The organism is Streptomyces sp. NRRL S-350, assembly GCF_000719705.1.
GTDB lineage: Bacteria > Actinomycetota > Actinomycetes > Streptomycetales > Streptomycetaceae > Kitasatospora.
Map to the genome: position 1 here is coordinate 1 of NZ_JOHO01000044.1, position 21,310 is coordinate 21,310.

At 73.9% G+C, this 21,310-nt stretch carries 20 protein-coding genes; 13 read left to right on the top strand and 7 right to left on the bottom strand.

Annotated features, from left to right (window positions below; translation table 11 throughout):
* From IF30_RS0129045 to IF30_RS0129075, 7 genes are all read left to right on the top strand, one after another.
* Positions 1-730 (top strand): anthrax toxin lethal factor-related metalloendopeptidase (locus IF30_RS0129045; RefSeq protein ID WP_030243963.1); only part of this gene is annotated, 730 nt, incomplete at its 5' end.
* On the top strand, positions 714-1,049 hold the full coding sequence (locus tag IF30_RS0129050; RefSeq protein WP_030243966.1) for a hypothetical protein: 336 nt from the start codon (positions 714-716) through the stop codon (positions 1,047-1,049). The genes IF30_RS0129045 and IF30_RS0129050, both read left to right, overlap by 17 nt.
* A 154-nt stretch (positions 1,050-1,203) precedes the next feature.
* Positions 1,204-2,232, top strand: coding sequence for a phosphotransferase family protein (locus IF30_RS0129055; RefSeq protein WP_030243967.1), 1,029 nt, complete (start codon positions 1,204-1,206; stop codon positions 2,230-2,232).
* A gap of 3 nt (positions 2,233-2,235) precedes the next feature.
* On the top strand, positions 2,236-3,447 hold the full coding sequence (locus IF30_RS0129060; protein ID WP_030243969.1) for an acyl-CoA dehydrogenase family protein: 1,212 nt from the start codon (positions 2,236-2,238) through the stop codon (positions 3,445-3,447).
* Between the two features lie 208 nt (positions 3,448-3,655).
* Complete coding sequence (locus IF30_RS0129065; protein WP_030243971.1) at positions 3,656-4,930, top strand: alpha/beta hydrolase family protein; 1,275 nt, start codon at positions 3,656-3,658, stop codon at positions 4,928-4,930.
* Between the two features lie 445 nt (positions 4,931-5,375).
* A complete protein-coding gene (locus tag IF30_RS48800) occupies positions 5,376-7,274 on the top strand; it encodes a putative Ig domain-containing protein (RefSeq protein WP_063752827.1) in 1,899 nt (632 codons plus the stop codon).
* Positions 7,275-7,462: 188 nt separating this feature from the next.
* On the top strand, positions 7,463-7,912 hold the full coding sequence (locus IF30_RS0129075) for a hypothetical protein (RefSeq protein ID WP_030243974.1): 450 nt from the start codon (positions 7,463-7,465) through the stop codon (positions 7,910-7,912).
* A 138-nt stretch (positions 7,913-8,050) separates the two neighbouring features.
* Here the strand turns inward: IF30_RS0129075 and IF30_RS0129080 are convergent, their stop codons facing one another.
* The 4 genes from IF30_RS0129080 to IF30_RS0129095 form a co-directional block, all read right to left on the bottom strand.
* Entirely contained in the window at positions 8,051-8,998 is a 948-nt protein-coding gene (locus tag IF30_RS0129080) for an ADP-ribosylglycohydrolase family protein (RefSeq protein WP_051711456.1), read from the bottom strand.
* Between the two features lie 80 nt (positions 8,999-9,078).
* Positions 9,079-10,050: an NADPH:quinone oxidoreductase family protein gene (locus IF30_RS0129085; protein ID WP_030243977.1), complete on the bottom strand. Its 972-nt coding sequence runs from the start codon at positions 10,048-10,050 to the stop codon at positions 9,079-9,081.
* Positions 10,047-10,832 (bottom strand): SDR family oxidoreductase, encoded by a 786-nt coding sequence (locus IF30_RS0129090; protein ID WP_030243979.1) that lies wholly within the window; start codon positions 10,830-10,832, stop codon positions 10,047-10,049. Before IF30_RS0129090 ends, IF30_RS0129085 begins: the two co-directional genes overlap by 4 nt.
* A complete protein-coding gene (locus IF30_RS0129095; protein ID WP_037901544.1) occupies positions 10,829-11,587 on the bottom strand; it encodes an SDR family oxidoreductase in 759 nt (252 codons plus the stop codon). Before IF30_RS0129095 ends, IF30_RS0129090 begins: the two co-directional genes overlap by 4 nt.
* A gap of 144 nt (positions 11,588-11,731) precedes the next feature.
* On the opposite strand from IF30_RS0129095, the gene IF30_RS0129100 reads away from it, so the two are divergent.
* Positions 11,732-12,358 (top strand): TetR/AcrR family transcriptional regulator, encoded by a 627-nt coding sequence (locus IF30_RS0129100; RefSeq protein WP_030243982.1) that lies wholly within the window; start codon positions 11,732-11,734, stop codon positions 12,356-12,358.
* Between the two features lie 92 nt (positions 12,359-12,450).
* Here the strand turns inward: IF30_RS0129100 and IF30_RS0129105 are convergent, their stop codons facing one another.
* Entirely contained in the window at positions 12,451-13,173 is a 723-nt protein-coding gene (locus IF30_RS0129105; RefSeq protein WP_030243984.1) for a TetR/AcrR family transcriptional regulator, read from the bottom strand.
* 202 nt (positions 13,174-13,375) lie between these two features.
* Positions 13,376-14,014, bottom strand: coding sequence for a LysE family transporter (locus tag IF30_RS0129110; protein WP_030243986.1), 639 nt, complete (start codon positions 14,012-14,014; stop codon positions 13,376-13,378).
* Between the two features lie 202 nt (positions 14,015-14,216).
* Between IF30_RS0129110 and IF30_RS42130 the strand changes: the two genes are divergently transcribed.
* The 4 genes from IF30_RS42130 (at position 14,217) to IF30_RS0129135 (ending at position 19,272) form a co-directional block, all read left to right on the top strand.
* On the top strand, positions 14,217-14,888 hold the full coding sequence (locus tag IF30_RS42130) for a maleylpyruvate isomerase N-terminal domain-containing protein (RefSeq protein ID WP_051711458.1): 672 nt from the start codon (positions 14,217-14,219) through the stop codon (positions 14,886-14,888).
* 61 nt (positions 14,889-14,949) lie between these two features.
* A complete protein-coding gene (locus tag IF30_RS0129125; protein WP_030243987.1) occupies positions 14,950-15,285 on the top strand; it encodes a hypothetical protein in 336 nt (111 codons plus the stop codon).
* 239 nt (positions 15,286-15,524) lie between these two features.
* Positions 15,525-17,360 carry a M1 family aminopeptidase gene (locus IF30_RS0129130; protein WP_030243989.1) on the top strand — a complete coding sequence of 612 codons (1,836 nt, stop codon included), beginning with the start codon at positions 15,525-15,527 and terminating at the stop codon, positions 17,358-17,360.
* A 229-nt stretch (positions 17,361-17,589) separates the two neighbouring features.
* A complete protein-coding gene (locus IF30_RS0129135; protein WP_037901546.1) occupies positions 17,590-19,272 on the top strand; it encodes a S53 family peptidase in 1,683 nt (560 codons plus the stop codon).
* Positions 19,273-19,347: 75 nt separating this feature from the next.
* On the opposite strand, the gene IF30_RS0129140 is transcribed toward IF30_RS0129135, so the two are convergent.
* The gene (locus tag IF30_RS0129140) at positions 19,348-20,193 is read right to left on the bottom strand and encodes a lysozyme (RefSeq protein WP_234322884.1); all 846 of its coding nucleotides are present in this window, start codon (positions 20,191-20,193) and stop codon (positions 19,348-19,350) included.
* Positions 20,194-20,565: 372 nt separating this feature from the next.
* Here IF30_RS0129140 and IF30_RS0129145 point away from each other — a divergent pair, with 372 nt between their 5' ends.
* Entirely contained in the window at positions 20,566-21,192 is a 627-nt protein-coding gene (locus tag IF30_RS0129145) for a GNAT family N-acetyltransferase (protein ID WP_051711460.1), read from the top strand.
* The last annotated feature ends 118 nt before the right edge of the window (positions 21,193-21,310 follow it).

A 21,310-nucleotide genomic window follows, 5' to 3' on the forward strand; every position in this document is an offset into this window, starting at 1 on the left:
CATGGTCACCGGCGCCGGCCTCGCCTACGGCTACGACGCCGCCTTCCAGACCGGCCCCGTCATGCCGCTGGACCTCGTCCTCGGCGCCGTCGGCGGCGCGGCGGGGCCGCGCGGGCGTTCCGCCGACAGCGGCCCGTACGCCCCGAAGCACGCCAAGCCGGTGGAGCTGCCGATGCCCGGCCGACTGCCCCCGCGCGAGTACGTCGAGGACCACCCGAGCGTCGCCAAGGTGACCACGGAGTTGGCGCGCGTGCCCCCCAAGGTCTTCAACAAGGTCTGGGCCTACCTGAAGGCGGTCCCGGGCGGCGGGATCAGCATCGGCCCCAGGCCCGTCACGGAGCTTCCGGGGGGTTTCGACCTCGCGGGCGTCAGACCGGTGGGAGGAAGCGTGCCCGCGGACCACGTGCCCGGAATGTACCGGCCGGACCAGCGCAGGCTCCTCGTCAATTCGAGTGCCGACGAACGCAGCAGCGTCGCCGTCCACGAGTTCGGTCACGCGGTCGACGAGGCCTACGGATTCAAGAGCCGTCAGCCGGAGTGGCAGCATGTGCAACAGCAGGTCCTGGACCGGATCGGCGGCAATCCGCAGCTGGACGGGTACATCCGCCAGCCGCACGAGTTCTTCGCCGAGGCGTTCAATTACTGGACCGCCAAGAAGCTGACGAAGTTCACGTTCGGCGACCGCGAGGCCGCGAAGATACTGAAGGAGTACTTTGAGCGAGCATTCTGAGAGCTACGAGGTCACCGGCAACCCGATGCTCGACGCCGACGGCGTCACCATCTGGCAGCGGTACGGCGGGAAGGCCCCGGAGGGGTACTTCTACGACGGGTGGCACAAGATCGAACCGGGGGATCCCCGCTACGACGAACTGCTTCCGCAGGCGCGCCGGAATCCGCGCGATGCGGATGACGGCGACGACCTCGACGACGACCTGGACGACCTCGACGACCTGGACGACGAGGAGGGGGAGAGCACGGTGCACCCCGAGACCATGGCCATGCTGATGGACATGCAGCGGAGGACGCGGGAGCGGGACCAGGGCCGGTAGTGCCGCCACGATCCCGACCGACACCATCCCGACGACCCCCGAGCCGGCCCGGCTCGGGGGTCGGGTCGTCGGCGGGAGCATTGACAGGAGGGGTGACGCGGCTGAATGCTAAGCAAGCGCTTAGTCAATGCCCGTCGACTCCAGGAGCCGCCCGATGGCCGACACCCCCGCCGACCCGCCCGGCCTGGACCTGGGCCGGCTCCGCACCTACCTGGAGCGCGAGCTGCCCGGGACCGTCCGGGGGCCGCTGCGAGCGGACCTCATCGAAGGAGGCCGGTCGAACCTGACGTACCTGCTCTCCGAGGGCTCCTCCCGCTGGGTGCTGCGGCGCCCGCCGCTCGGGCACGTGCTGGCGACCGCCCACGACATGGGCCGCGAGTACCGGGTGATGTCGGCCCTGCGCGGCACCGGCGTGCCCGTTCCCCGGATGCTGGTGATCGACCACGGCGAGGACGTCCTCGGCGCGCCCTGGTACCTCATGGAGTACGTCGCGGGCACCGCGCACCGGGACGCCGACGCCCTCGCCGCCATCGGCGAGGAGCGGGTGAGCGCACTCGGGCGCCGGCTGGTCGACACCCTGGCCGCCCTGCACCGGATCGACCCCGCCGCCGTCGGCCTGGAGGACTTCGGGCGGCCCGAGGGCTACCTGGAGCGCCAGCTGCGCCGCTGGTCCAAGCAGCTCGCCGCCTCCCGCAGCCGGGACCTGCCCGAACTCGACCGGCTGCACGCCGTGCTCGCCGCGCGGCTGCCCGTCTCACCCGCGCCCGCCCTCGTGCACGGCGACTACCGGCTGGACAACGTGCTGGTCGACGAGGAGGACGGCATCGCCGCCGTCCTCGACTGGGAGATGTCCACCCTGGGCGACCCGCTCACCGACATCGGCCTGCTGGTGATGTACACCGAGCTCGCCGGCGTCGGCGGCGGCATCGTCCCGTCCGCCATGACCGCCCCCGGCTTCCCCGGGCCCGACGAGATCGTCTCCCGGTACGCCGGGGCGACCGGCCGGGAGGCCGACGACCTGGACTGGTACGTGGCCTTCGCGTCCTTCAAGCTCGCGGCCGTCGCCGAGGGCATCCACTTCCGCTTCCGGCAGGGCCGCACCCTCGGCGCGGGCTTCGAGCGCGCGGGCGAGATGGCCCCGGTCCTCGCCCGGCACGGCCTGAGCACCCTCAAGGAGAACTGACCGATGGACTTCGCGTACGACGCCCGGACCGACGAACTCCGCGAACGGCTGCTCGCCTTCATGGACGAGCACGTGCACCCCGCCGAGCCCGTCCTGGCCGACCAGCTCGCCGACCCGGCCCGCGCGCACTGGGCGGTCCCGCCGGTCGTCGCGGACCTGCAGGCCGAGGCCCGGAAGCAGGGGCTCTGGAACCTCTTCATGCCGGGTGAGCACGGCGCCGGCCTCACCAACCTGCAGTACGCCCCGCTCGCCGAGATCACCGGCCGCAGCCCGCAGTTGGCCCCGCCCGCGCTCAACTGCGCGGCCCCCGACACCGGCAACATGGAGCTGCTGGCCCAGTTCGGCAGCCCCGAGCAGCGCGAGCGGTGGCTGCGCCCCCTCCTCGACGCCGAGATCCGCTCCGCGTTCGCGATGACCGAGCCCGAGGTGGCCTCCTCGGACGCCACCAACATCGCCACCCGGATCGAGCGGGACGGCGACGAGTACGTGATCAACGGCCGCAAGTGGTACATCACCGGGGCGATGAACCCGGACTGCAAGCTCCTCATCGTGATGGGCAAGACCGATCCCGGCGCCGAACCGCACCGCCAGCAGAGCATGGTGCTCGTCCCGCGCGACACCCCCGGCGTCACCGTCAAGCGCGGCATGACGGTCTTCGGCTACGACGACGCCGACCACGGCGGCCACGCCGAGGTGCTGTTCGAAGACGTCCGCGTGCCGGTCTCCCACCTGATCGGCGAGGAGGGCACGGGCTTCGCCATCGCCCAGGCCCGGCTCGGCCCGGGCCGGATCCACCACTGCATGCGCGCGATCGGCATCGCCGAGCGGGCGCTGGAGCTGATGTGCCGACGGGCGGGCGAGCGGGTCGCCTTCGGCAGGCCGCTCGCCGAGCAGGGGGTGGTCCAGGACTGGATCGCCGAGTCCCGCGTCCGGATCGAGCAGTTGCGGCTGCTGGTGCTGAAGACCGCCTGGCTGATGGACACCGTCGGCAACCGGGGCGCGCACACCGAGATCCAGGCGATCAAGATCGCCACCCCGCGCACCGTCGAATGGATCCTGGACAAGGCCGTCCAGGCGCACGGCGCCGCCGGCGTCAGCCAGGACACGCCGCTGGCCCAGCTCTGGGCCGGCAACCGCACCCTGCGGCTGGCCGACGGCCCCGACGAGGTGCACAAGCGCTCGCTGGCCCGGCGGGAGCTGAAGCGGTACCGCTAGGAGGCGGCCGGACCCGCCCTGGCTCCCGGGGCCCGCGCCGACGGGTCGCCAGGGCGGTCGGACCGGTACCGCCGGATGGCCCCTAGGGGTGTCATACCCGGGTACTCAGGGCCTGGTTGGCTCCCTGGTATGACGGCTTCGGGCCGCCCCCGCCCGTAGTGTCCTGCGTGTTCGATCGACCGGATCGACCTGCGCGAGGAGAGACGACATGGGCAGTGGGGGACGGGCTTTGGCGGCGGTCCTGCTGGCGGCGACGGCGGTGCTGGGCACGGCCGTCGCGCCGGGAGCGGTCGCGGCGGACGGCGGGGGCGCCGGGCAGCGGGCGCGGGCGTGGCTGCCGGAGCCCACCGGGCCGTACCCGATCGGGACGACCGCACTGCACCTGACCGACGACGCCCGCGAGGACCCGTGGCAGCCCGGGCGCCGGCGCGAGCTGATGATCAGCCTCTGGTACCCGACCTCCCGCCCGGCCGGCCCGGGCGACCGTGCACCGTACATGGAGCCCGCCGCCGGGGCGCACTTCGGCAGCGCCGAAGGCCTCGCCAGGATCAACTACGGTACCGAGCCGGGCAGTACCGACTGGTCCGGCATCCGCACCCACGCCCGCCAGGACGCCCCGGCGCTGCCCGGCGGCCGGCGCCCGGTGGTGCTGTACTCGCCGGGCCTCGGCGACCCCCGGACCTGGGGGACGGCGCTCGTCGAGGACCTCGCCTCGCGCGGCTACGTCGTGGTCACCGTCGACCACACCTACGAGGCCTCCGAAGTCACCTTCCCGGACGGGGGATTGGCTCCCTCGGTGTTTCCCGGCATGCTCGGCCAGCCGGACCTGGACATCGGTGCCGTGCTGCGCAAGGCCCTCGGCACCCGCGTCGACGACACCCGCTTCGTGCTGGACCAGCTCGCCGGGCTGGCCGGACGGCCGGGCCTGCCGGCCGGCCTGGCCGGGGTGCTCGACCTCGACCGGATCGGCATGGTCGGCCAGTCGGCGGGCGGCTTCACGGCGCTCCAGACCATGCACGACGATCCGCGGATCGCCGCCGGGATCAACCTGGACGGCCAACTGCACTTCCCCGGCCCGGACGGCCACACCGGCGTGTTCCTGCCCAGTGTCGCCGAGGACGGCCTGGACCGGCCCTTCCTGCTGATGGGCACCGGGAGCGAGGACTCCGGGGCGTACAGCCGGCAGCCCGGCTGGAACGCGCTGTGGCAGCACAGCACCGGCTGGCACGCCGACCTGACCCTCACCGGCTCCCGCCACGGCTCGTACACCGACGCGCAGTCCCTGCTGCCCCAGCTCGCCCGGCAGGGCGTGCTCGACGCGGAGCAACTGCGCGGGGACGTCGGCGACATCCGCCCCGGCCGCGCGGAGCTCGCCACCCGCTCGTACGTCGCCTCGTTCTTCGACCGCTGGCTGCGCGGGCACGACGACCGGCTGCTGGACGGGCCCTCGCCGCGCTTCCCGGAAATGGCCTACGAAGGTTAGTGCGCCGGGCGGCGCCGGGTGGAGTCCCGGCGCCGCCCGTTCTTCGGCCGCAGCCGAGGTCAGCGGGGCCGAAGAGTCGGTGAGCCGCCGTCAGGAACAACGATTCGCACGGCCCGGACGGCGGATTACCGGAACAGAATTCGGGTCCGTATTCAGTGAATGGCTACGCGCGTTGATCCCATGTCATCGACGCGGCTTGACCTGCTTGGACCCGCTCCTTAATCAGTCCTTACCCTTCGCCGTTGACCGCTGTTCATCAGCTCTGCTTTCCTTCATGCCCAGCAGGTGGAAACAGCCGACGAGCAGTCAATTCCGGGTGTGCGGAAGAATTCCGTCCGGAGTCGACCGCCGTCGGAATTCCCCACCGGCCCTTCCCCCACAAAGGGATCGTCCGCGGCCCCCAAGAACCGCAGGGCGATCGGCAGAAGAGAGGGCACCCTCACCCATGGGTCACTCCCGCAGGATCCGACGCGCGAAGTACGCGGCGCTCACCGGAATAGCGTCGCTCGCGCTCGCCGCCGCCGGCCTGGCCGGCGCCGCCGGCCCGGCCTCCGCACAGGACATCTCCAGCTCGCAGGGCAGCTCCGGCAGCGAGTTCAACCCCTGGAGCCCGCAGAACGGGCACCCGTACCGGCACGGCGCCGTACCGGGCATGTCCCAGCACGAGAACTACAAGAAGTGGCTCGCCGCCCACAACCAGGCCGCGGCCACCGGCCAGCAGACGCTGTCCTACGGCGGCGGCGTCGACGGCATCGGCGTGCAGAGCGGCCACTCCAAGGTCTACCTGGTGTTCTACGGCAACCAGTGGGGCTCGCAGACCACCGACGCCAACGGCAACGCGAAGTTCTCGGGCGACTCGGCCGGGGCGGCCGGCGCCACCCAGCAGATGTTCAAGGGCATCGGCACCAACGGCGAGACCTGGTCGGCGGACCTGACCCAGTGGTGCGACGGCCCCGCCGTCGCCACCGGGGCCGTCAGCTGCCCGTCCAACGCCAACTTCGTCCCGTACCAGAGCGGCGGCGTCCTGTCCGGCGTCTGGTACGACAACGCGGCCGCCTCGCCGAGCCAGGCCACGGGCAACCAGCTCGCCCAGGAAGCGGTCAAGGCCGCCGGCCACTTCGGCAACACCACGGCCGCCGCCAACCGGGACGCGTACTACATCATCCTGTCCCCGCACGGCACCAACCCGGACGACTACCAGAACCCCAGCACCGGGTACTGCGCCTGGCACGACTGGAACGGGGACACCACCCTCACCGGCGGTGCGGCGAACTCGCCCTACGGCGACATCGCGTTCTCCAACCAGCCGTACAACATCGACGCGGGCTCCAACTGCGGTGTCGGCTTCGTCAACTCGCCCGGCACGCTCGACGGTTGGACGATGACCCTCGGCCACGAGTGGCACGAGATGATGTCCGACCAGAACCCGGCCGGCGGCTGGACCAACCACGTCTCGGGCAGCAGCTACAACGGCCAGGAGAACTCCGACGAGTGCGCCTGGATCCAGCCCGGCAGCACCGGCGGCGCCGCCAACGTCTCCTTCGGCACCTTCGGCTCCTACGCCGAGCAGGCCAGCTGGTCCAACGACACCAACTCCTGCGCGATCTCGCACGCCATCCTGACCCACGGCAACACGGTCACCGTCACGAACCCGGGCAACCAGAACGGCACCGTCGGCACCGCGGCGAGCCTGCAGATCCACGCCACCGACTCCGCCTCCGGCCAGACGCTCAGCTACTCGGCCACCGGCCTGCCGGCCGGCCTGGCGATCAACGCCTCGACCGGCCTGATCTCCGGCACCCCGACCGCCGCCGGCACCTCCGGCGTCACCGTCACCGTGACCGACACCACCGGCGCCACCGGCAGCACCAGCTTCAGCTGGACCGAGTCCACCAGCGGTGGCGGCGGCAACACCGTCACCAACGGCGGCTTCGAGAACGGCAACCTGACCGGCTGGACCGCCGCCGGTTCCACCTCGGCCACCTCCGCCGCCGCCCACAGCGGCAGCTACGGCGCCATGGTCGGCTCCACCAGCCCGACCGGGGACTCCTCGCTCGCCCAGACCTTCACCGCGCCGACCGGCTCCAGCAAGGTGTCCTTCTGGTACAGCAACACCTGCGACGACACCGTCACCTACGACTGGGCCACCGCCACCCTGAAGGACAACACCACCGGCACGACCACCACGGTCCTCGCCAAGACCTGCACCACCACCGGCACCTGGACCAACAAGACGGCCACCGTCACCCCGGGCCACTCCTACACCCTCACCCTGAGCAACCACGACGACAACTACGCGGGTGACCCGACCTACACCTACTACGACGACGTGACCGTCTCCTGACGATCACCGCGCCGAACGCACCGGGGTGGGCCCAACGGCCCGCCCCGGTGCCGTTTTCCGTCCGCCCGGCCGGGGCGCCCGCGGCCGCCAGCCCGCGGCCGCCGGCCCGCGGTCGCCCTCCGCGGGATCCGAACCGGCCGCCGGTGCGTCGAACCGGAACCGCTCGCACCTCGGCAGAAGGAACCAACGTGAACCCGAGAACACCCGCCGCCCTGACTCTGGCCGCCGCCCTGCTCACCCTCGCCGGGTGCGCCTCCTCCGGCGGGACGAGCCCGTCGGCCGCCGCGACCACCACCCCGGCCGCCACCGCACCGGCGGCGGTCACGGTGGACGAACACGCCGACCACACCACCGTGAAGGCGGCCGTCGGCACGACCGTCACGCTCGCGCTGCACAGCACCTACTGGACGGCCGCGACCAGTTCCGCCCCCGACGTGGTCGCCCCCGGCGGCGCGCCCACGACCGCCGCGTCCCCCTCCTGCCGCCCCGGCGGCGGCTGCGGCACCGTGACCACCGCCTTCACCGCCCGCACCCCCGGCACCGCCCACCTCACCGCCACCCGCACCGCCTGCGGCGAAGCCCTCAACTGCCCGCCCGAGCAGCGCACCTACGACGTCACCGTGGAGGTCAGCGGCTGAGGCGCGGGATGCCTGGCGGAACTCCGCGCCCGGGTCGGCGCCGTCGGTGGCGGGCGCCTGCCCGGCGATCGCCCAGAGCGTCCCCGCCGGGCGGCCGGGCGGCCGGGCCACGGCCGCGGGCGGCCTCGCGGGCGTGACTCACCGCGGGGGCTTGGCGTCGGCCTCCGCCTCGGCCCTGGCGACCCAGTCGGGCAGTGGCTCGAGGCAGGCCGTCCAGTCCTGCGGGACGTCGGCGAGGCCGGTGCGGGCGGCGACGACGCCGCCGGTGATGGCGCAGGTGGTGTCGACGTCGCCCAGGCCCTCGGCGGTGGTCCACAGGGCGTCGGTCAGGCTGTCCAGGTGGTGGGCGGCGGACCACAGGGCGAAGGGGACGGTGTCGCTCGCCCGGATCCGCCGGCCGTTGCCCAGGAGGTCGGCGGCCCGCCAGGCCTCGGTGCGGGGGGACACCTCGACGGCCCGGCCCAGCCCGTCGCGGACCGCGCCGGCCGGGGTGCGGTCGGCGACCTCGGCCAGCAGCTCCGGGCCGGCGGGGGCGCCCCCGGAACGGGCGCGGGCGGCGAGGGCCGCGGCCAGGGCGACGGCGACCGCCCCGGCGATGCCCTCGGGGTGGGCGTGCGTCACCTCGGCGGACAGCGCCGCCTGCTCGGCCGCCTCGTCCAGGTCCGCGTGGAACCAGGCGCCCAGCGGGGCCACCCGCATCGCCGCGCCGTTGCCGAGGCTGCCCTGGCCGTCGAAGAGTCCGCGGGCCGCGGCGCGCCAACTCGCCGGATCCCGGGCGAGTTCAGGCAGCAGCAGGTGCATGCCGTGGCCGTAGCCGCGGCCCGAGTCGGCCCGGTAGGTGGCGCCGAAGGCCTGGGCGAGTCGCTCCTGGTGGACGGAGTCGAAGGCGGTCAGGACGCCGAACACCGACAGTGCCATCGCGGTGTCGTCGGTCCACTGCCAGGGGCCTTCCTCCGGCGCCCGTCGGGCCCGGATCTGCTCGAACGCGTCGCGGGGCGACCGGAAGAGGGGGAACCAGCGCTCCCCGAATCCGTCCCCGAGGGCCAGGCCCTCCAGCGAGTCGCGAGCGGCGGAGAAGGATGTCATCCCCGCATCCTGGCAGGGTGTCGGTCCGGTCGCAGCCGTATTCCGGGCCACGGCAGGACCGGCTCGGACCGGCAGCCGCGTCAGTCGCCCAGGACGGCGATCCGACCGGTGCTCAGCCCGTCGGCGACCCGCTGGACGGCGTCCGCGGCGCCGGCCAGCGGCACCCGGGCGCTCACCAGCGGGCGGACGGTGCCCTGCTCGGCGAGCTTCGCCAGCTCGTCGTGCGCGACCCGGACGGCCCGCGGGTCGTGGGTGTTGTACAGGCCCCAGTGCAGGCCGAGGATCGAGTAGTTCTTCACCAGCGCGTGGTTGAGGGCCGGCGCCGGGATCTGCCCGGCGGCGAAGCCGACCACCACGATCCGGCCCTCGAAGGCGACGCACTTGGTGGAGCCGGTGTACGCGGCGCCGCCGACCGGGTCGAAGACCACGTCCGCGCCGCGCCCCTCGGTGGCCTCCTTGACGGCGGCGACGAAGTCCTGCGCCGTACGGTCCACCACCACCTCGGCGCCGAGCGCCCGGGCGGCCTGCGCCTTCGCCGCGCCGCCGACCACCGCGACCACCCGGGCCCCGGCGGCCCGGCCGAGCTGGACGGCCGCACTGCCGACCCCGCCGGCCGCCGCGTGCACCAGCAGGGTCTCGCCGGCCCGCAGCCGGGCCCGCCGGTGCAGCGCGAACCAGGCGGTCTGGTAGCCGATGTGCAGCGCGGCCGCCTCGGCGTCGTCCAGCGCCTCGGGTGCCGGGAACGCGGCCGCGGCGTCCAGCAGCGCGTACTCGGCGAAGGCGCCGTGCGGCAGCACCGGGGTGCCGATCAGCCGCTCGCCCCGCCGGGGCCCGTCGGCCACCTCGCCGCACAGCTCCACGCCGGGGGTGAACGGCAGCGGCGGGCGCACCTGGTACTGCCCGCGGACCATCAGTGCGTCCGGGAAGTTGACGGCGCCGGCCCGCACCCGGACCAGCAGCTGCCCCGGGCCGGGCACCGGCCGCGCGACGCCTTCGGCGAGCCGCATCACCTCGGCGGGCTCGCCGAGCCCGCCCACCTGCCAGGCCCTCACAGTGCCCCGCTCCTCTCCAGCCCCTGCTGGAGCCGGTTCACCCCGGCGATCCAGCGGTCCGGCTCGGTGGCGCGGACCCGGTAGTACTCGGCGACCTCGGCGTGCGGCAGGATCAGGAAGCGGTCCTCGCGCAGCCCGGCCAGGGCGGCCTCGGCGACGTCGTCCGGCTCCAGGGCGGTCGGCGCGAGCAGCGCCTCCCCGACCGCGCCGGTCGAGGCGAGCATGTCGGTGCGCACGCCCTGCGGGCAGAGCGCGTGGACCCGGACGCCCCGGTGCCGGTACGTCGCGGAAAGCCACTCGGCGAAGGCGAGCGCGCCGTGCTTGCTGACGGCGTACGGGGCCGAGCCGAGCATCGTGAGCAGCCCGGCGGCGGAGACCGTGGACAGGAAGCGGCCCTCGCCGCGCTCCAGCCAGCGGGGGAGCAGCAGTTCGGCGGCGCGCACGTGCGCGAGCACGTTGACCTCCCAGGCGCTCGCCCAGGCGGCGGCCGGCGCGTCGGCCCCGCCGACGGGGGCGACGCCCGCGTTGGCGCACCACACGTCGATCTCGCCGAGCTCCGCGCGGGCCCGGCCGACCAGTGCGGCGAGGCCGGTGGCGGAGGCGGCGTCCCCGGGCAGGGCGGTGCCGCCGCAGTCCTGGGCGACGGCCCGGGCGGCCTCGGCGTCGAGGTCGTTGACGACCACCCGCGCCCCGTTCGCCGCGAAGGCCCGTGCCAGCGCGGCCCCGATGCCCCGGCCGGCGCCGGTGACGACGACGCCCCGGTCGGCGAACTCCGTTGTCACATCCCACCGCCGAGGGTGACGCCGCCGTCGATGACCAGGGTCTGGCCGGTGATCCAGCCGGCGTCGGGGGAGAGGAGGAAGGCGACCGCGCCCGCGATGTCCTCGGGGATGCCGAGTCGGCCGAGGGGGTAGGCGGCGGCGACCTTCTCCTCGCGGCCCTCGTAGAGGGCTTCGGCGAACTTGGTCTTGACGACCGCGGGGGCGACGGCGTTGACCCGGATGCCCTGCGGGCCCAGCTCGGCACCGAGTTCGACGGTGAGCCGGATCAGCGCGGCCTTGCTCACGCCGTACATGCCGATCCCGGCGGAGGCCCGTATCCCGGCGATCGAGGCGACGTTGACGACGGAGCCGCCGTGCTCGCCCATCCACGCGGCGTGGGCTCGGCGGGTCCAGGCCAGCGGGCCGAGCACGTTGACGGCCAGGATCTTGGCGGCGGCGTCCTCGTCGGTGCCCAGGACCGGCCCGTACACCGGGTTGATGCCGGTGTTGTTGACCAGGTGGTCGAGCCGGCCGAAGGCCTCCAGGGTGCGGGCGATCGCCTCGTCCTGGTGGGCCGGGTCGTCGGCCTTGCCCGCGACGGCGATGGCGTTCTCGGGGCCGCCGAGGTCCCGGACGGCCTCGGCGAGCGGTTCGGGGTTGCGGGCGGTGAGGCAGACCTTGGCGCCGCGGTCGACCAGTTCCCGCGCGATGCCGAGGCCGATGCCCCGGCTGGATCCGGTGACGACGGCCACCCGGCCCTTGAAGGAGTGCACCACGGAGCGTCCTGCCTTTCGTGCGAGGGTCGGGCTGTCACCGCTGACTAAGCGCTTGCTCAGCATGCTGTCGGTGCGGGAGCCTGTCAACAGCCCGCCGGGCGGACAACGGGAAAGCCTGTGCGAGTTCTCTGGGAGGATGACGCCATGACCAGCACCCCGATCGCCGACCTCTGGCCGAACCTGCCCGGCGCCGACACCCGCCCCGAGGCGGCGTACCGGCTCCTCCAGGCCGCCGTCGAGTCGTTCGCGGAGCGCGGCTTCCACGCCACCACCACCCGGGACATCGCCACCGCCGCCGGAATGAGCCCGGCCGCGCTGTACATCCACTACCAGTCGAAGGCCGCGCTGCTGGCCGAGATCAGCCAGGCCGGGCACGCCGCCACACTGGCGCTGGTCCGGGAGGCGGTGGCCGGCGGGGGCGCCCCGGCGGAGCGGATGAGACGGCTGGTCGAGCAGTTCACCGCCTGGCACGCCCGGGCCCGCACGGTGGGCCGCGTGGTCAACTACGAGCTGCACGCGCTGCCCGAGGACGCCTACGCGGTGGTCGCGGCGCTGCGGCTGGACATCGAACGCGAGGTCAGCGCGCTGATCGAGGAGGGCGCCACGGCCGGGGAGTTCCAGGTCTCCGAGGTGCGGACGGCGGCCCGCGCGGTCACCTCCCTGGGCATCGACGTCTCCCGCTGGTACACCGACCGCTCGACCGAGACCCCGGAGGAACTAGGGCGCCGGTACGGCGAGTTGGTGCTGCGGATGCTCGGCGCCCGGGTCTGAGCCGGGGCCTCCCTCCCCCCGGCTGGGGCGGGGTGCGACCTGCGCGTCCGGCGGTGCGGTTCGCGGATACGTCCGACGTGTACCCCGTATCCTCAGGAGTTCCCGCCGCCGTAGAAGGCGTCCGGCGCCGGCTGGGGCATGCCGTCGAGCAGGCTGTCGAGGCCGGCCAGCATCTCGCGCTCGTCGTCGAACTCGGCCAGCCGGGGCACCAGGGCGCGCAGCCGCGGGTACTCCGCGGCGGGCAGCCGGTGCAGGCCCAGCCGCAGCACCGGGTCGGGCTCCTCCGGGTTGTCGACCACCTGGCGCTTGTCCACCAGCAGGCAGCCGAGGTTCCAGGCGACGAAGGTGCGGTAGACGGTCAGCGCGGTGGCGTCGTCGAAGCCGGCCCGGCCGAGCACCGCGAGGATGTGCTCGGTGAGTCGGAGCACCGGCACCGGGCGGCGGGCCATCGGGACGCTCAGCGGCCGGGTCGCGACCAACGGCAGGATCTCGGGGTGGGCGTGCGCGGCGACGGCGAAGGCCCGGGCGATCCGGCGAAGTTCCAGGCGCCAGCCGGGCTCGGGGGAGCCGCTCGCGGCGTTCGTCCGCAGCCAGTCGTTGATCTCGGTGAAGTACGCCTCGATCAGGCCGTCGAGCAGGGCCTCCTTGCCCGGGGTGTAGCGGTACAGGGCCATCGACTCGACGCCGAGTTCGGCAGCCAGCCTGCGCATCGTCAGCGCGGCCAGGCCTTCGCGGTCCACCAGCGCCACGGCGGCGCCGAGCACCAGCGGGCGGCTCAGGCGCCCCCGCTTCTCGGGGCCGTCCCGGTCAACCATGTCCGCGCTCCTCCGGTTCGGTGCCGTGGTCGCCGGCCGGGCTCGTGCTCGGGCCCGGTCCGGCCGGGCGGATCCGCAGGTCCCGCTGGGGGTGGGGGCTGCGGCGGATGTCACTCAGCGGATACAGGACCAGGATACAAGGTACGGATCCGGTGTCACCGGACGAGCTGCACAGGACCGGGCTGACCTGCGATCCCACTGGTCAGCCGAGCAGGAGCCGGACGGCGAGCCCGGCGACCAGGGTGGAGGAGCCGAGTGCGGTGAGTAGTCGCCCCTGCGGGCCGGTCAGCGCCCGGCCCAGCAGTGCGCCGCCCGCGGCGAGCAGCAACTGCCAGCTCGCGGAGGCGACGAGGACGGCGACGGCGAAGGCTGCCGCGGCGGGCACGGCCGGGGCGAGGCCGCCGGCCGCCGCGGCCCGGCCGCCGGTGCCGAGGACCAGGGCGGCGAAGTAGAGCACGGTCAGCGGGTTCAGCAGGGTGATCCCGAGCAGGGTGAGGAACGCCCGGGCCGGGCCGGGCGGTGCCTGTTCCGGTGCCGCGGCGGCCCCGGAGCGGCTGCGGAGCGCGGTGTGGGCCGTCCGCGCGGCCAGGGCCAGCAGCACCAGGGCGGACACGACCCGCAACGGTCCGGCGGCCGGTTCGAGCAGCGGCGCGAGGCCGGAGCCGCCGACCGCCGCGAGCAGCGCGTACAGCCCGTCCGCCGTGGCCACGCCGAGCGCGGCGCAGGCGCCGGTGCCCAGCGAGGTCCGGGCGGTGAGCGTGACGAGGTAGGCCCCGACGGCCCCGACCGGGACGGCGACGCCGAACCCGGCCAGCAGCCCCGCGACCAGCGCGGCCCTCACGCGCGGGCGGTGTCGGGCCTCCGGGGGCGGCCGGGCTGCTGTCGGACCGCGACCGGGCGGGCGGCGGGGGTCGCGGGCAGCGGGCGGGCCGGGGAGTGGGTCATGGACCGATCCTGGCGGGCCGGGAGGGGGTGGGCAACCGGTTTACGGGGGGCGCCGGGTAGCGTGGGGCCGTCCCGCGAGCCCTGCCCGAGGAGAGCCGATGACCAGTCAGACCGACCCGGTGCGTGTGATGTTGGCGGAGGCCTGGACCTCCTGGGCGGAGCGCGGCGCGGCCCTGAGCGCCGAGGACTGGGACCGGCCGACCCGGCTGCCCGAGTGGACCGTGCGGGCGCTGTACGCGCACGTTGCGCCGGTGCCGGAGATGTTCACCGGGCTGCGCACGGCCGTCCTCGACGCGCCGGCCGAACTGTCCACCGGCGCCGGGATCCTGCGCGCCTTCAACCGGCCGGGCGGCCTCGCGCACACCGCCGCCGGGCAGATCGCGGACGCCGCGAAGCAGACGGCCGAGGTGACCGATCCGGCCGTGCTGATCGCCCGGTTCGGGGTCGAGGGCCCACAGGCCCTGGCCGCGCTCGACGACCTGCCGCCGGCCACGACGGTGGCACACCCGCTGCTGGGCGCTGTGACGGTCGGCGCGCTCGGCGAGGTGGCGCTGATGGAGGCGACCGTCCACCTGCTCGACCTGGTCGCGGCCGTCGGCGGCCCGCCGCCGCCGACGCGGCACTCGCCGCGACCCGGGCGCTGCTCGCCGAGGTCGCGGACCCGGCGGCCTTCATCGAGGCGGCGACCGGGCGCAGCGCCGAGGCGGTGCTGCCGGTCATCCGCTGACCTGGCGCCGTTCGTCCTGGTCAGTCGTATGATCTACCCCTGACATCGGTACTGGTGGGGGGACGTTCGTGGACTCGGTGTGGAACCTGTGGTGGATCGTGCCCATGGTGCTGTACGGCAGCGGGTGGATCGTCAGGGACGCCCGGCAGGCGCTGAAGGTGCGGCACGAGCGCAAGATGGAGCTGCTCGCCGCCACCGAGCGCCGGCACGCCGCGCTGGAGGCGGCCGGCCGGCCGCCCGAGCCGGTCTGCGGCTGCACCCACCACCTGGCCAAGCGCGACAAGCAGGGCCGCTGCCACGAGGCCGTCGAGGCCCCGACGGCGTGGGACGCCGACCGGCGCCCGCTGCAGTACGAGGCGCGGCCCTGCAACTGCCAGCAGTACATCGGCCCGGAGCCGCTGGGCACGGTCTTCGCCCCGGAGCTGGTCGACCCGCGCTGAGCCTGCGCTGAGCCCGGGCTGAGCCCGGGCCCGGTCCGCGCTGAGCTTGGGCGGGGGACCTGCCGAGCCTGCGCTGAGCCCGTTCCGGATCCGCGCCGGGCCCGGGCCCGGTGGGCGCCGAACCCCGGCGCGGCGCGGGTCGGCCGGCCGACCGGCCGCCGCCGGATGTCATGAGCCTTTCAAAGGTGCGGGTTTGCTGTCACGCTGCTGCTCCCGGCCCGCTCCTCCGAGAGGTTCCGATGAGAAGACTCCTGCATGCCCTGACCGGCGCCGCGCTGTTCGCGACAGCCGGCCTCACGGCGCTCGCCACCCCCAATGTGGCGAGCGCCGCGGACTGCACACCCGCCCAGGTCGTGGCCAACGGCGGTTTCGAGTCCGGCAGTTCGCCGTGGACGGCGCCGAGCGGCGCGATCACCGCCGACGCCGGCCAGAGCGCCCACTCCGGCAGCTCCTTCGCCTGGCTCGACGGCTACGGCTCCACCCACACCGACACGCTCTCGCAGTCCGTCACCCTCCCCGCCGGGTGCGGGACGGCGACGCTCGGCTTCTGGCTGCACGTCGACACCGCCGAGACGACCACCAGCACGGCCTACGACAGAATGAGCGTCAAACTCGGCTCCACCACCCTGGCCACCTACTCCAACCTGGACGCCCAGGCCGGGTACGTGCACAAGACCGTCGACGTCTCCGCCTTCGCCGGCCAGACCGCGACGCTCTCCTTCACCGGCGTGGAGGACTCCAGCCTGCAGACCAGCTTCGTCCTGGACGACGTCACCCTGGACGCCTCCGGCGGCACCACCCCGCCCCAGCCCGGCGACCCGACCCGCACCCCGGCCGCGCCCGCGTACACCGTCGCCCTCACCAGCGACGCCTCCGGCGGCAGTTGGACCGGCCACGAGAGCGTGAACTTCACCAACGCCTCGCCCACCCCGCTGACCGAGGTGTACCTGCGGCTGTGGGACAACGCCCACGGCAGCTGCCCCAGCACCCCGATCACGGTCACCAACGTGACCGGCGGCACGCCCGCCCCGCTCTCGGTGGACTGCACCGCGCTCAAGGTCACCCTGCCGGCACCGCTCGCCCAGGGGCAGAGCGGCACCGTCGGCTTCGACCTCGGCATCACCGTGCCGAGCGGCGCGGACCGCTTCGGCCACGACGGCGCGTACAACTTCCTCGGCAACGCCCTGCCCGTCCTGGCGGTACGGGACGCGGCCGGCTGGCACCTCGCCCCGTACACCAACAACGGTGAGTCCTTCTACTCGGTGGCCGCGGACTTCGCCGTCACCCTGGACCACCCGACCAGCCTGCTGGTGCCCGCGACCGGCACCTCGGTGGACACCCCCGGCGCGGCCGGACGGACCGTCACCAAGGCCACCGCGAGCAAGGTGCGCGACTTCGCCTGGGGCGCCGGGCCGTTCACCCGGATCTCCGGCACCTCGGCGGCCGGCGTGAAGGTCAACGTCTACTCGGTGGCGGGGATCAGCGCGGCGGACTCCAAGTCGATGCTCTCCACCGCGACCTCGGCGGTCGACGCCCACGCCCAGCGCTTCGGCGCCTACCCGTACGGCGAGTTGGACGCGGTGATCGACAACAACTTCTGGTTCGGCGGCATGGAGTACCCCGGCTTCGTCCTCGACCTGGTCAGCACCACGGCGCTCACCCACGAGATCGGCCACCAGTGGTGGTACGGCATCGTGGGCGACGACGAGTACAACGGCCCCTGGCTGGACGAGGCGTTCACCGACTACGCCACCGACCTCGCGCAGGGCAAGACCGGCAACGGCTGCTGGAGCAGCGTCTCCTGGGCCTCGTCGGCGGAGAAGATCACCAACTCGATGGCGTACTGGGACGCCAACTCCTCCCGCTACTCCACGGTCGTCTACGGCTACGGCAAGTGCGCGCTGCACGACCTGCGCCGGGCCATCGGCGACACCGCGATGACCGCACTGCTGCGGAACTACGCACAGGCGCACTGGTACGGCGTCTCCACCACCGCGGAGTTCAAGGCCGCGGCCCAGGCCGCCACCACCGTGGACCTGACCTCCTTCTGGAGCCAGCACCGCATCGACGGCTGACCGCAGACCCGCACCGCACCACACCGCAAGACATCGCACCGCATCGCATAGCACCGCACCGCACCGCGTCGCCCCCGCCTCCGGGCCGGGGGCGACGCCCCTTGACGGGGCGTGCGGCGCGGCGGACGCTGTACGTATACGGCATATATGTCCGCCGTATACGGACAGTCGAAAGCACACGACCCACCGTCGCGAGGCTCCCGGCGCTGACCCGACCGCTGGAGCGATCATGTCGACCAACCACTACGTGGCGCTGCCGGACAGCTCCCGCGTTCCCCTCCGCGGAGCGCGGGCCATCGGACCGGCCGATCCACGAACCCCCCTCACCGTCACCGTCTACCTCCGCCGCGACCCCGACGCGCCCGCGCGGCCGGACGTGTACGAGCTGGCACTGCAGCCGCCCACCCGCCGTACCGCCGCCGGCGACGACGAGTACGCGGCCACCCACCGCTGGCGCGACACCGACCTCAAGGCGGTCGAGACCTTCGCCGCCGAGCACCGGCTCGCCGTCTCCAACGAGAACCCGCTGGCCCGCAGCGTCCAGCTGACCGGCACCACCGAGGACGTCGGGAACGCCTTCCGGGTCACCCTGGCCCGCTACCGCTACCAGGACGCCCACGCCCGGCCCCGGGTCTACCGCGGCCGCGAGGGAGCCGTCCACGTTCCCGACGAACTCGACGGCATCGTCACCGGCGTGTTCGGCCTGGACGACCGGCCGATCGGCGCCGACCTGCTGATCCGCCGCGCGGACGTCACCCTCCCCCTGGCGGCCGAGGGCGTCCCGGCCCTGCCGGCGGGCGTCTTCTTCCCGCACCAGCTGGCGAAACCGTACGCGTACCCCGCCGACCTCGACGGCTCCGGCCAGTGCATCGCCGTGCTCGCGTTCAACGGCGAGTCGTCGCCGGGCCTGCCGTCCGGCGGCTACTCGGCGGACGCGCTGCGCACGTACTTCGACGCGCTGGGCAGGCCCATGCCGGACATCACCGACGTGGTGATCCCGAACGTCGGATCCCCGGGCAACGACCCGGGCCCCGGCGACGCGACCGAGGACCCGCTCGACAGCACCGGCGAGATCATGCTCGACCTCGCGGTGGTCGGCTCCCTCGCCCCCGGGGCGAAGATCGTCGTCTACTTCAGCAAGTTCACCGAGCAGGGCTGGATCGACGTGATCAACCGGATCGCGACCGACACCGTCAACCGGCCCGCGGTGATCTCCTGCAGCTACGGCAACCCGGAGGAGGGAGGCTTCCGTTGGACCCCCTCCGGGGTCGCCCACGTGGACGGGGTCTTCGTCGACGCCGGCACGAAGAACATCAGCATCTGCTGCGCCTCCGGCGACGACGGCTCCCGGGACGACGGCTTCTCCGAGCGTGCCCACGCCGACTTCCCCGCCTCCAGCCCGCACGTGCTCGGCGTCGGTGGCACCCACCTGGTGGTCCAGGGGGGCGAGGTCAGCCGGGAGGTCGTCTGGGACGACGGACCGCGCGCGCGGACCGGTGGCGGCATCAGCAGGATGTTCCCGGTGCCCCCGTACCAGGCCGGAGCCGCCGTCCCGGTCGCCGTGAACGCCCCCCACGTGCACGGCCGGGGCGTGCCGGACGTGTCCGCGGTCGCCTCCCGGAACACCGGCGTGGTCATCCCGAACGTCGGCGGCGGGGGGCTCGACCTGGTCGGCGGGACCAGCGCGGCCGCGCCGATGTGGGCCGCCCTGCTGGCCCGGATCAACCAGGGCCTCGGCGCCCCGGTCGGGTTCCTCAACCCGCTGCTGTACGCGCACTTCGCGGCCGGCGTGCTGCGGGACATCACCGAGGGCAGCAACGGCGCGTACCCCTCCGGGACCGGCTGGGATCCGTGCACCGGCCTCGGCAGCCCCGGCGGCCGGCAACTCCTCGACGGCCTCAAGGCCCTGTGAACCCTCTTCGGTCCGCACCCGTCGGTGCGGGGGCGCCGCCGCGGCCCCGCACCGACGCGTGCCGGCGGGTGCCGGTCAGCCCAGGGCGAGGGCGCGCAGGCGGTCGGCCGCGCCGTTGAAGTAGTCCTGGTCACCGGGGAGGGTGCCGGAGTCCGCGAACTGCCAGAAGGTCTGGTAGCCCCAGCCGTTCGGGAGGGTGCCGACGGTGGAGGCGTAGCGGGCTATCCAGAGCGGGTTGGTGGAGCCGAAGCCGCCGTAGTTGCCGGTGCACTGGGTCCACCAGTTGGTGGTGGTGTAGATGGTGGGGTAGCGGCCGGTGCGGGAGAGGACGGTGTCGCTGAAGGAGCGGATCCAGCTCACCATGGCGCTCTGGCTGAGGCCGTAGCAGGTGGCGCCGTAGGGGTTGTACTCGATGTCGAGGGCGGGCGGCAGGGTCCTGCCGTCGGCGGACCAGCCGCCGCCGTGGCTGACGAAGTAGGCGGCCTGGGTGGCGCCGGAGGAGGTGTTCGGCAGCGCGAAGTGGTACGCGCCGCGGACCAGGCCGGCGTTGTAGGAGCCGTTGTACTGCTGGGCGAAGCTCGGGTTGGTGTAGCCGGTGCCCTCGGTGGCCTTGACGTAGGCGAACCTGGCGCCGTCGGCCGCGACGGAGGACCAGTTGACGTTGCCCTGGTAGCTGGAGACGTCCAGGCCGGGGGTCTGGGTGACGGCGAGGGAGGCGGACGGCGCGGTGCCCCGGCCCTCGTGGGAGGCCACGGTGGAGCCGGCGAAGTCGCGGTCCGGGTGGAAGCCGGGGCGGCCCTCGGCGACGGGTGCGACGGCGTCGGGGGTGGCGGGAGCGGGAACGGCGGGGACCGGCTCGGCGGCGTACGCCGGGGCGGCCACGCCGGCGACCAGGGCGGTCGCGGCGGCGAGCGCGGGCAGGACGGGCAGGGCGGGCAGAAGGCTCAGTCGGCGGTGACCGGCCGATCTGTCGGTTCCGGTGGTACGGGCGGAGCGGGAAGAGCGGTACACGAGCACTCCTCTGGTCCGGTACGGATGGCCCAAATGGCCCAAATCGCTTGGAGCGGCCGGGGGTTGGACCGGCCGTACCGCAGATTAGCCATGTACCCGCCAGTGCCGCCAGGCATCTCGGGGCACAGTGTGAACCGGCGCCCCAGGGGCCGGCCGACCACCACCGGCAACGTGCGTCGTCGGCCCTGCCGATCCGGCGGCGGGGGCGGACCGGGCGCTGTGGCACGATGCCCGCGTGTCGGCCGTCACGGGCGGCACCCAGTACGGAGGAAGGAAACAGCCATGACCGAGACCGCCGTCGACACGCCCCAGCCCGCCGGGGATCCGGTGTTCCGGCCCGCCACGCCCGCCGACGTCCCGGCGCTGGTCGACCTGGTCGAATCCGCCTACCGGGGCGAGTCGAGCCGAGCCGGCTGGACCACCGAGGCCCACCTGCTGGCCGGGCAGCGCACCGACCCGGAGGCCGTCGCCGAGGCCGTCGGCCACCCCGACGGCCTGGTGCTGGTGGCCGAGCGCGACGGCGAGCTGGTGGCCTGCTGCCAGCTGGAACGGCGGGGCGCACGGGCCTACTTCGGCATGTTCTCGGTGCGCCCCGGCCTCCAGGGCGGCGGGGTCGGTCGGGCGGTGCTCGCCGAGGCGGAGCGGCTGGCCGGCGAGGAGTGGGGCGTCGGCGAGATGGAGATGACGGTGATCGAGCAGCGCGCCGAGCTGATCGCCTGGTACGAGCGGCGCGGCTTCCGCCGGACGGGCGTGTACAGCCCGTTCCCCTACGGCGACGAGCGGTTCGGCATCCCGCTGCGGCCGGACCTGCGGTTCGAGCACCTGCTCAAGGAGCTGGGGAAGGAGCCGGGAGCGGGGCCGGCCGGGGAGCGGGGCGAACGGCTCGGGGGCGGACTGAAGGCCTCCTGAAACGGGCCGTCCCCGGGGCTCGGTTCAGCCGCGCTCGACCGGATCCCGGCAGGTGACGCGGCGTCAAGTCGGTGAGTCGGGGCGATGCGGAGATGTCACACCTCGTTCATGATTGGTC

What these genes read in the sequence shown, in the direction of transcription:
- IF30_RS0129055 (WP_030243967.1), top strand. Translation starts at nt 1,204, where the DNA reads ATGGCCGACACCCCCGCCGACCCGCCCGGCCTGGACCTGGGCCGGCTC.
- IF30_RS0129060 (WP_030243969.1), top strand. Translation starts at nt 2,236, where the DNA reads ATGGACTTCGCGTACGACGCCCGGACCGACGAACTCCGCGAACGGCTG.
- IF30_RS0129065 (WP_030243971.1), top strand. Translation starts at nt 3,656, where the DNA reads ATGGGCAGTGGGGGACGGGCTTTGGCGGCGGTCCTGCTGGCGGCGACG.
- IF30_RS48800 (WP_063752827.1), top strand. Translation starts at nt 5,376, where the DNA reads ATGGGTCACTCCCGCAGGATCCGACGCGCGAAGTACGCGGCGCTCACC.
- IF30_RS0129080 (WP_051711456.1), bottom strand. Translation starts at nt 8,998, where the DNA reads ATGACATCCTTCTCCGCCGCTCGCGACTCGCTGGAGGGCCTGGCCCTC.
- IF30_RS0129100 (WP_030243982.1), top strand. Translation starts at nt 11,732, where the DNA reads ATGACCAGCACCCCGATCGCCGACCTCTGGCCGAACCTGCCCGGCGCC.
- IF30_RS0129105 (WP_030243984.1), bottom strand. Translation starts at nt 13,173, where the DNA reads ATGGTTGACCGGGACGGCCCCGAGAAGCGGGGGCGCCTGAGCCGCCCG.
- IF30_RS42130 (WP_051711458.1), top strand. Translation starts at nt 14,217, where the DNA reads ATGACCAGTCAGACCGACCCGGTGCGTGTGATGTTGGCGGAGGCCTGG.
- IF30_RS0129125 (WP_030243987.1), top strand. Translation starts at nt 14,950, where the DNA reads ATGGTGCTGTACGGCAGCGGGTGGATCGTCAGGGACGCCCGGCAGGCG.
- IF30_RS0129130 (WP_030243989.1), top strand. Translation starts at nt 15,525, where the DNA reads ATGAGAAGACTCCTGCATGCCCTGACCGGCGCCGCGCTGTTCGCGACA.
- IF30_RS0129135 (WP_037901546.1), top strand. Translation starts at nt 17,590, where the DNA reads ATGTCGACCAACCACTACGTGGCGCTGCCGGACAGCTCCCGCGTTCCC.
- IF30_RS0129145 (WP_051711460.1), top strand. Translation starts at nt 20,566, where the DNA reads ATGACCGAGACCGCCGTCGACACGCCCCAGCCCGCCGGGGATCCGGTG.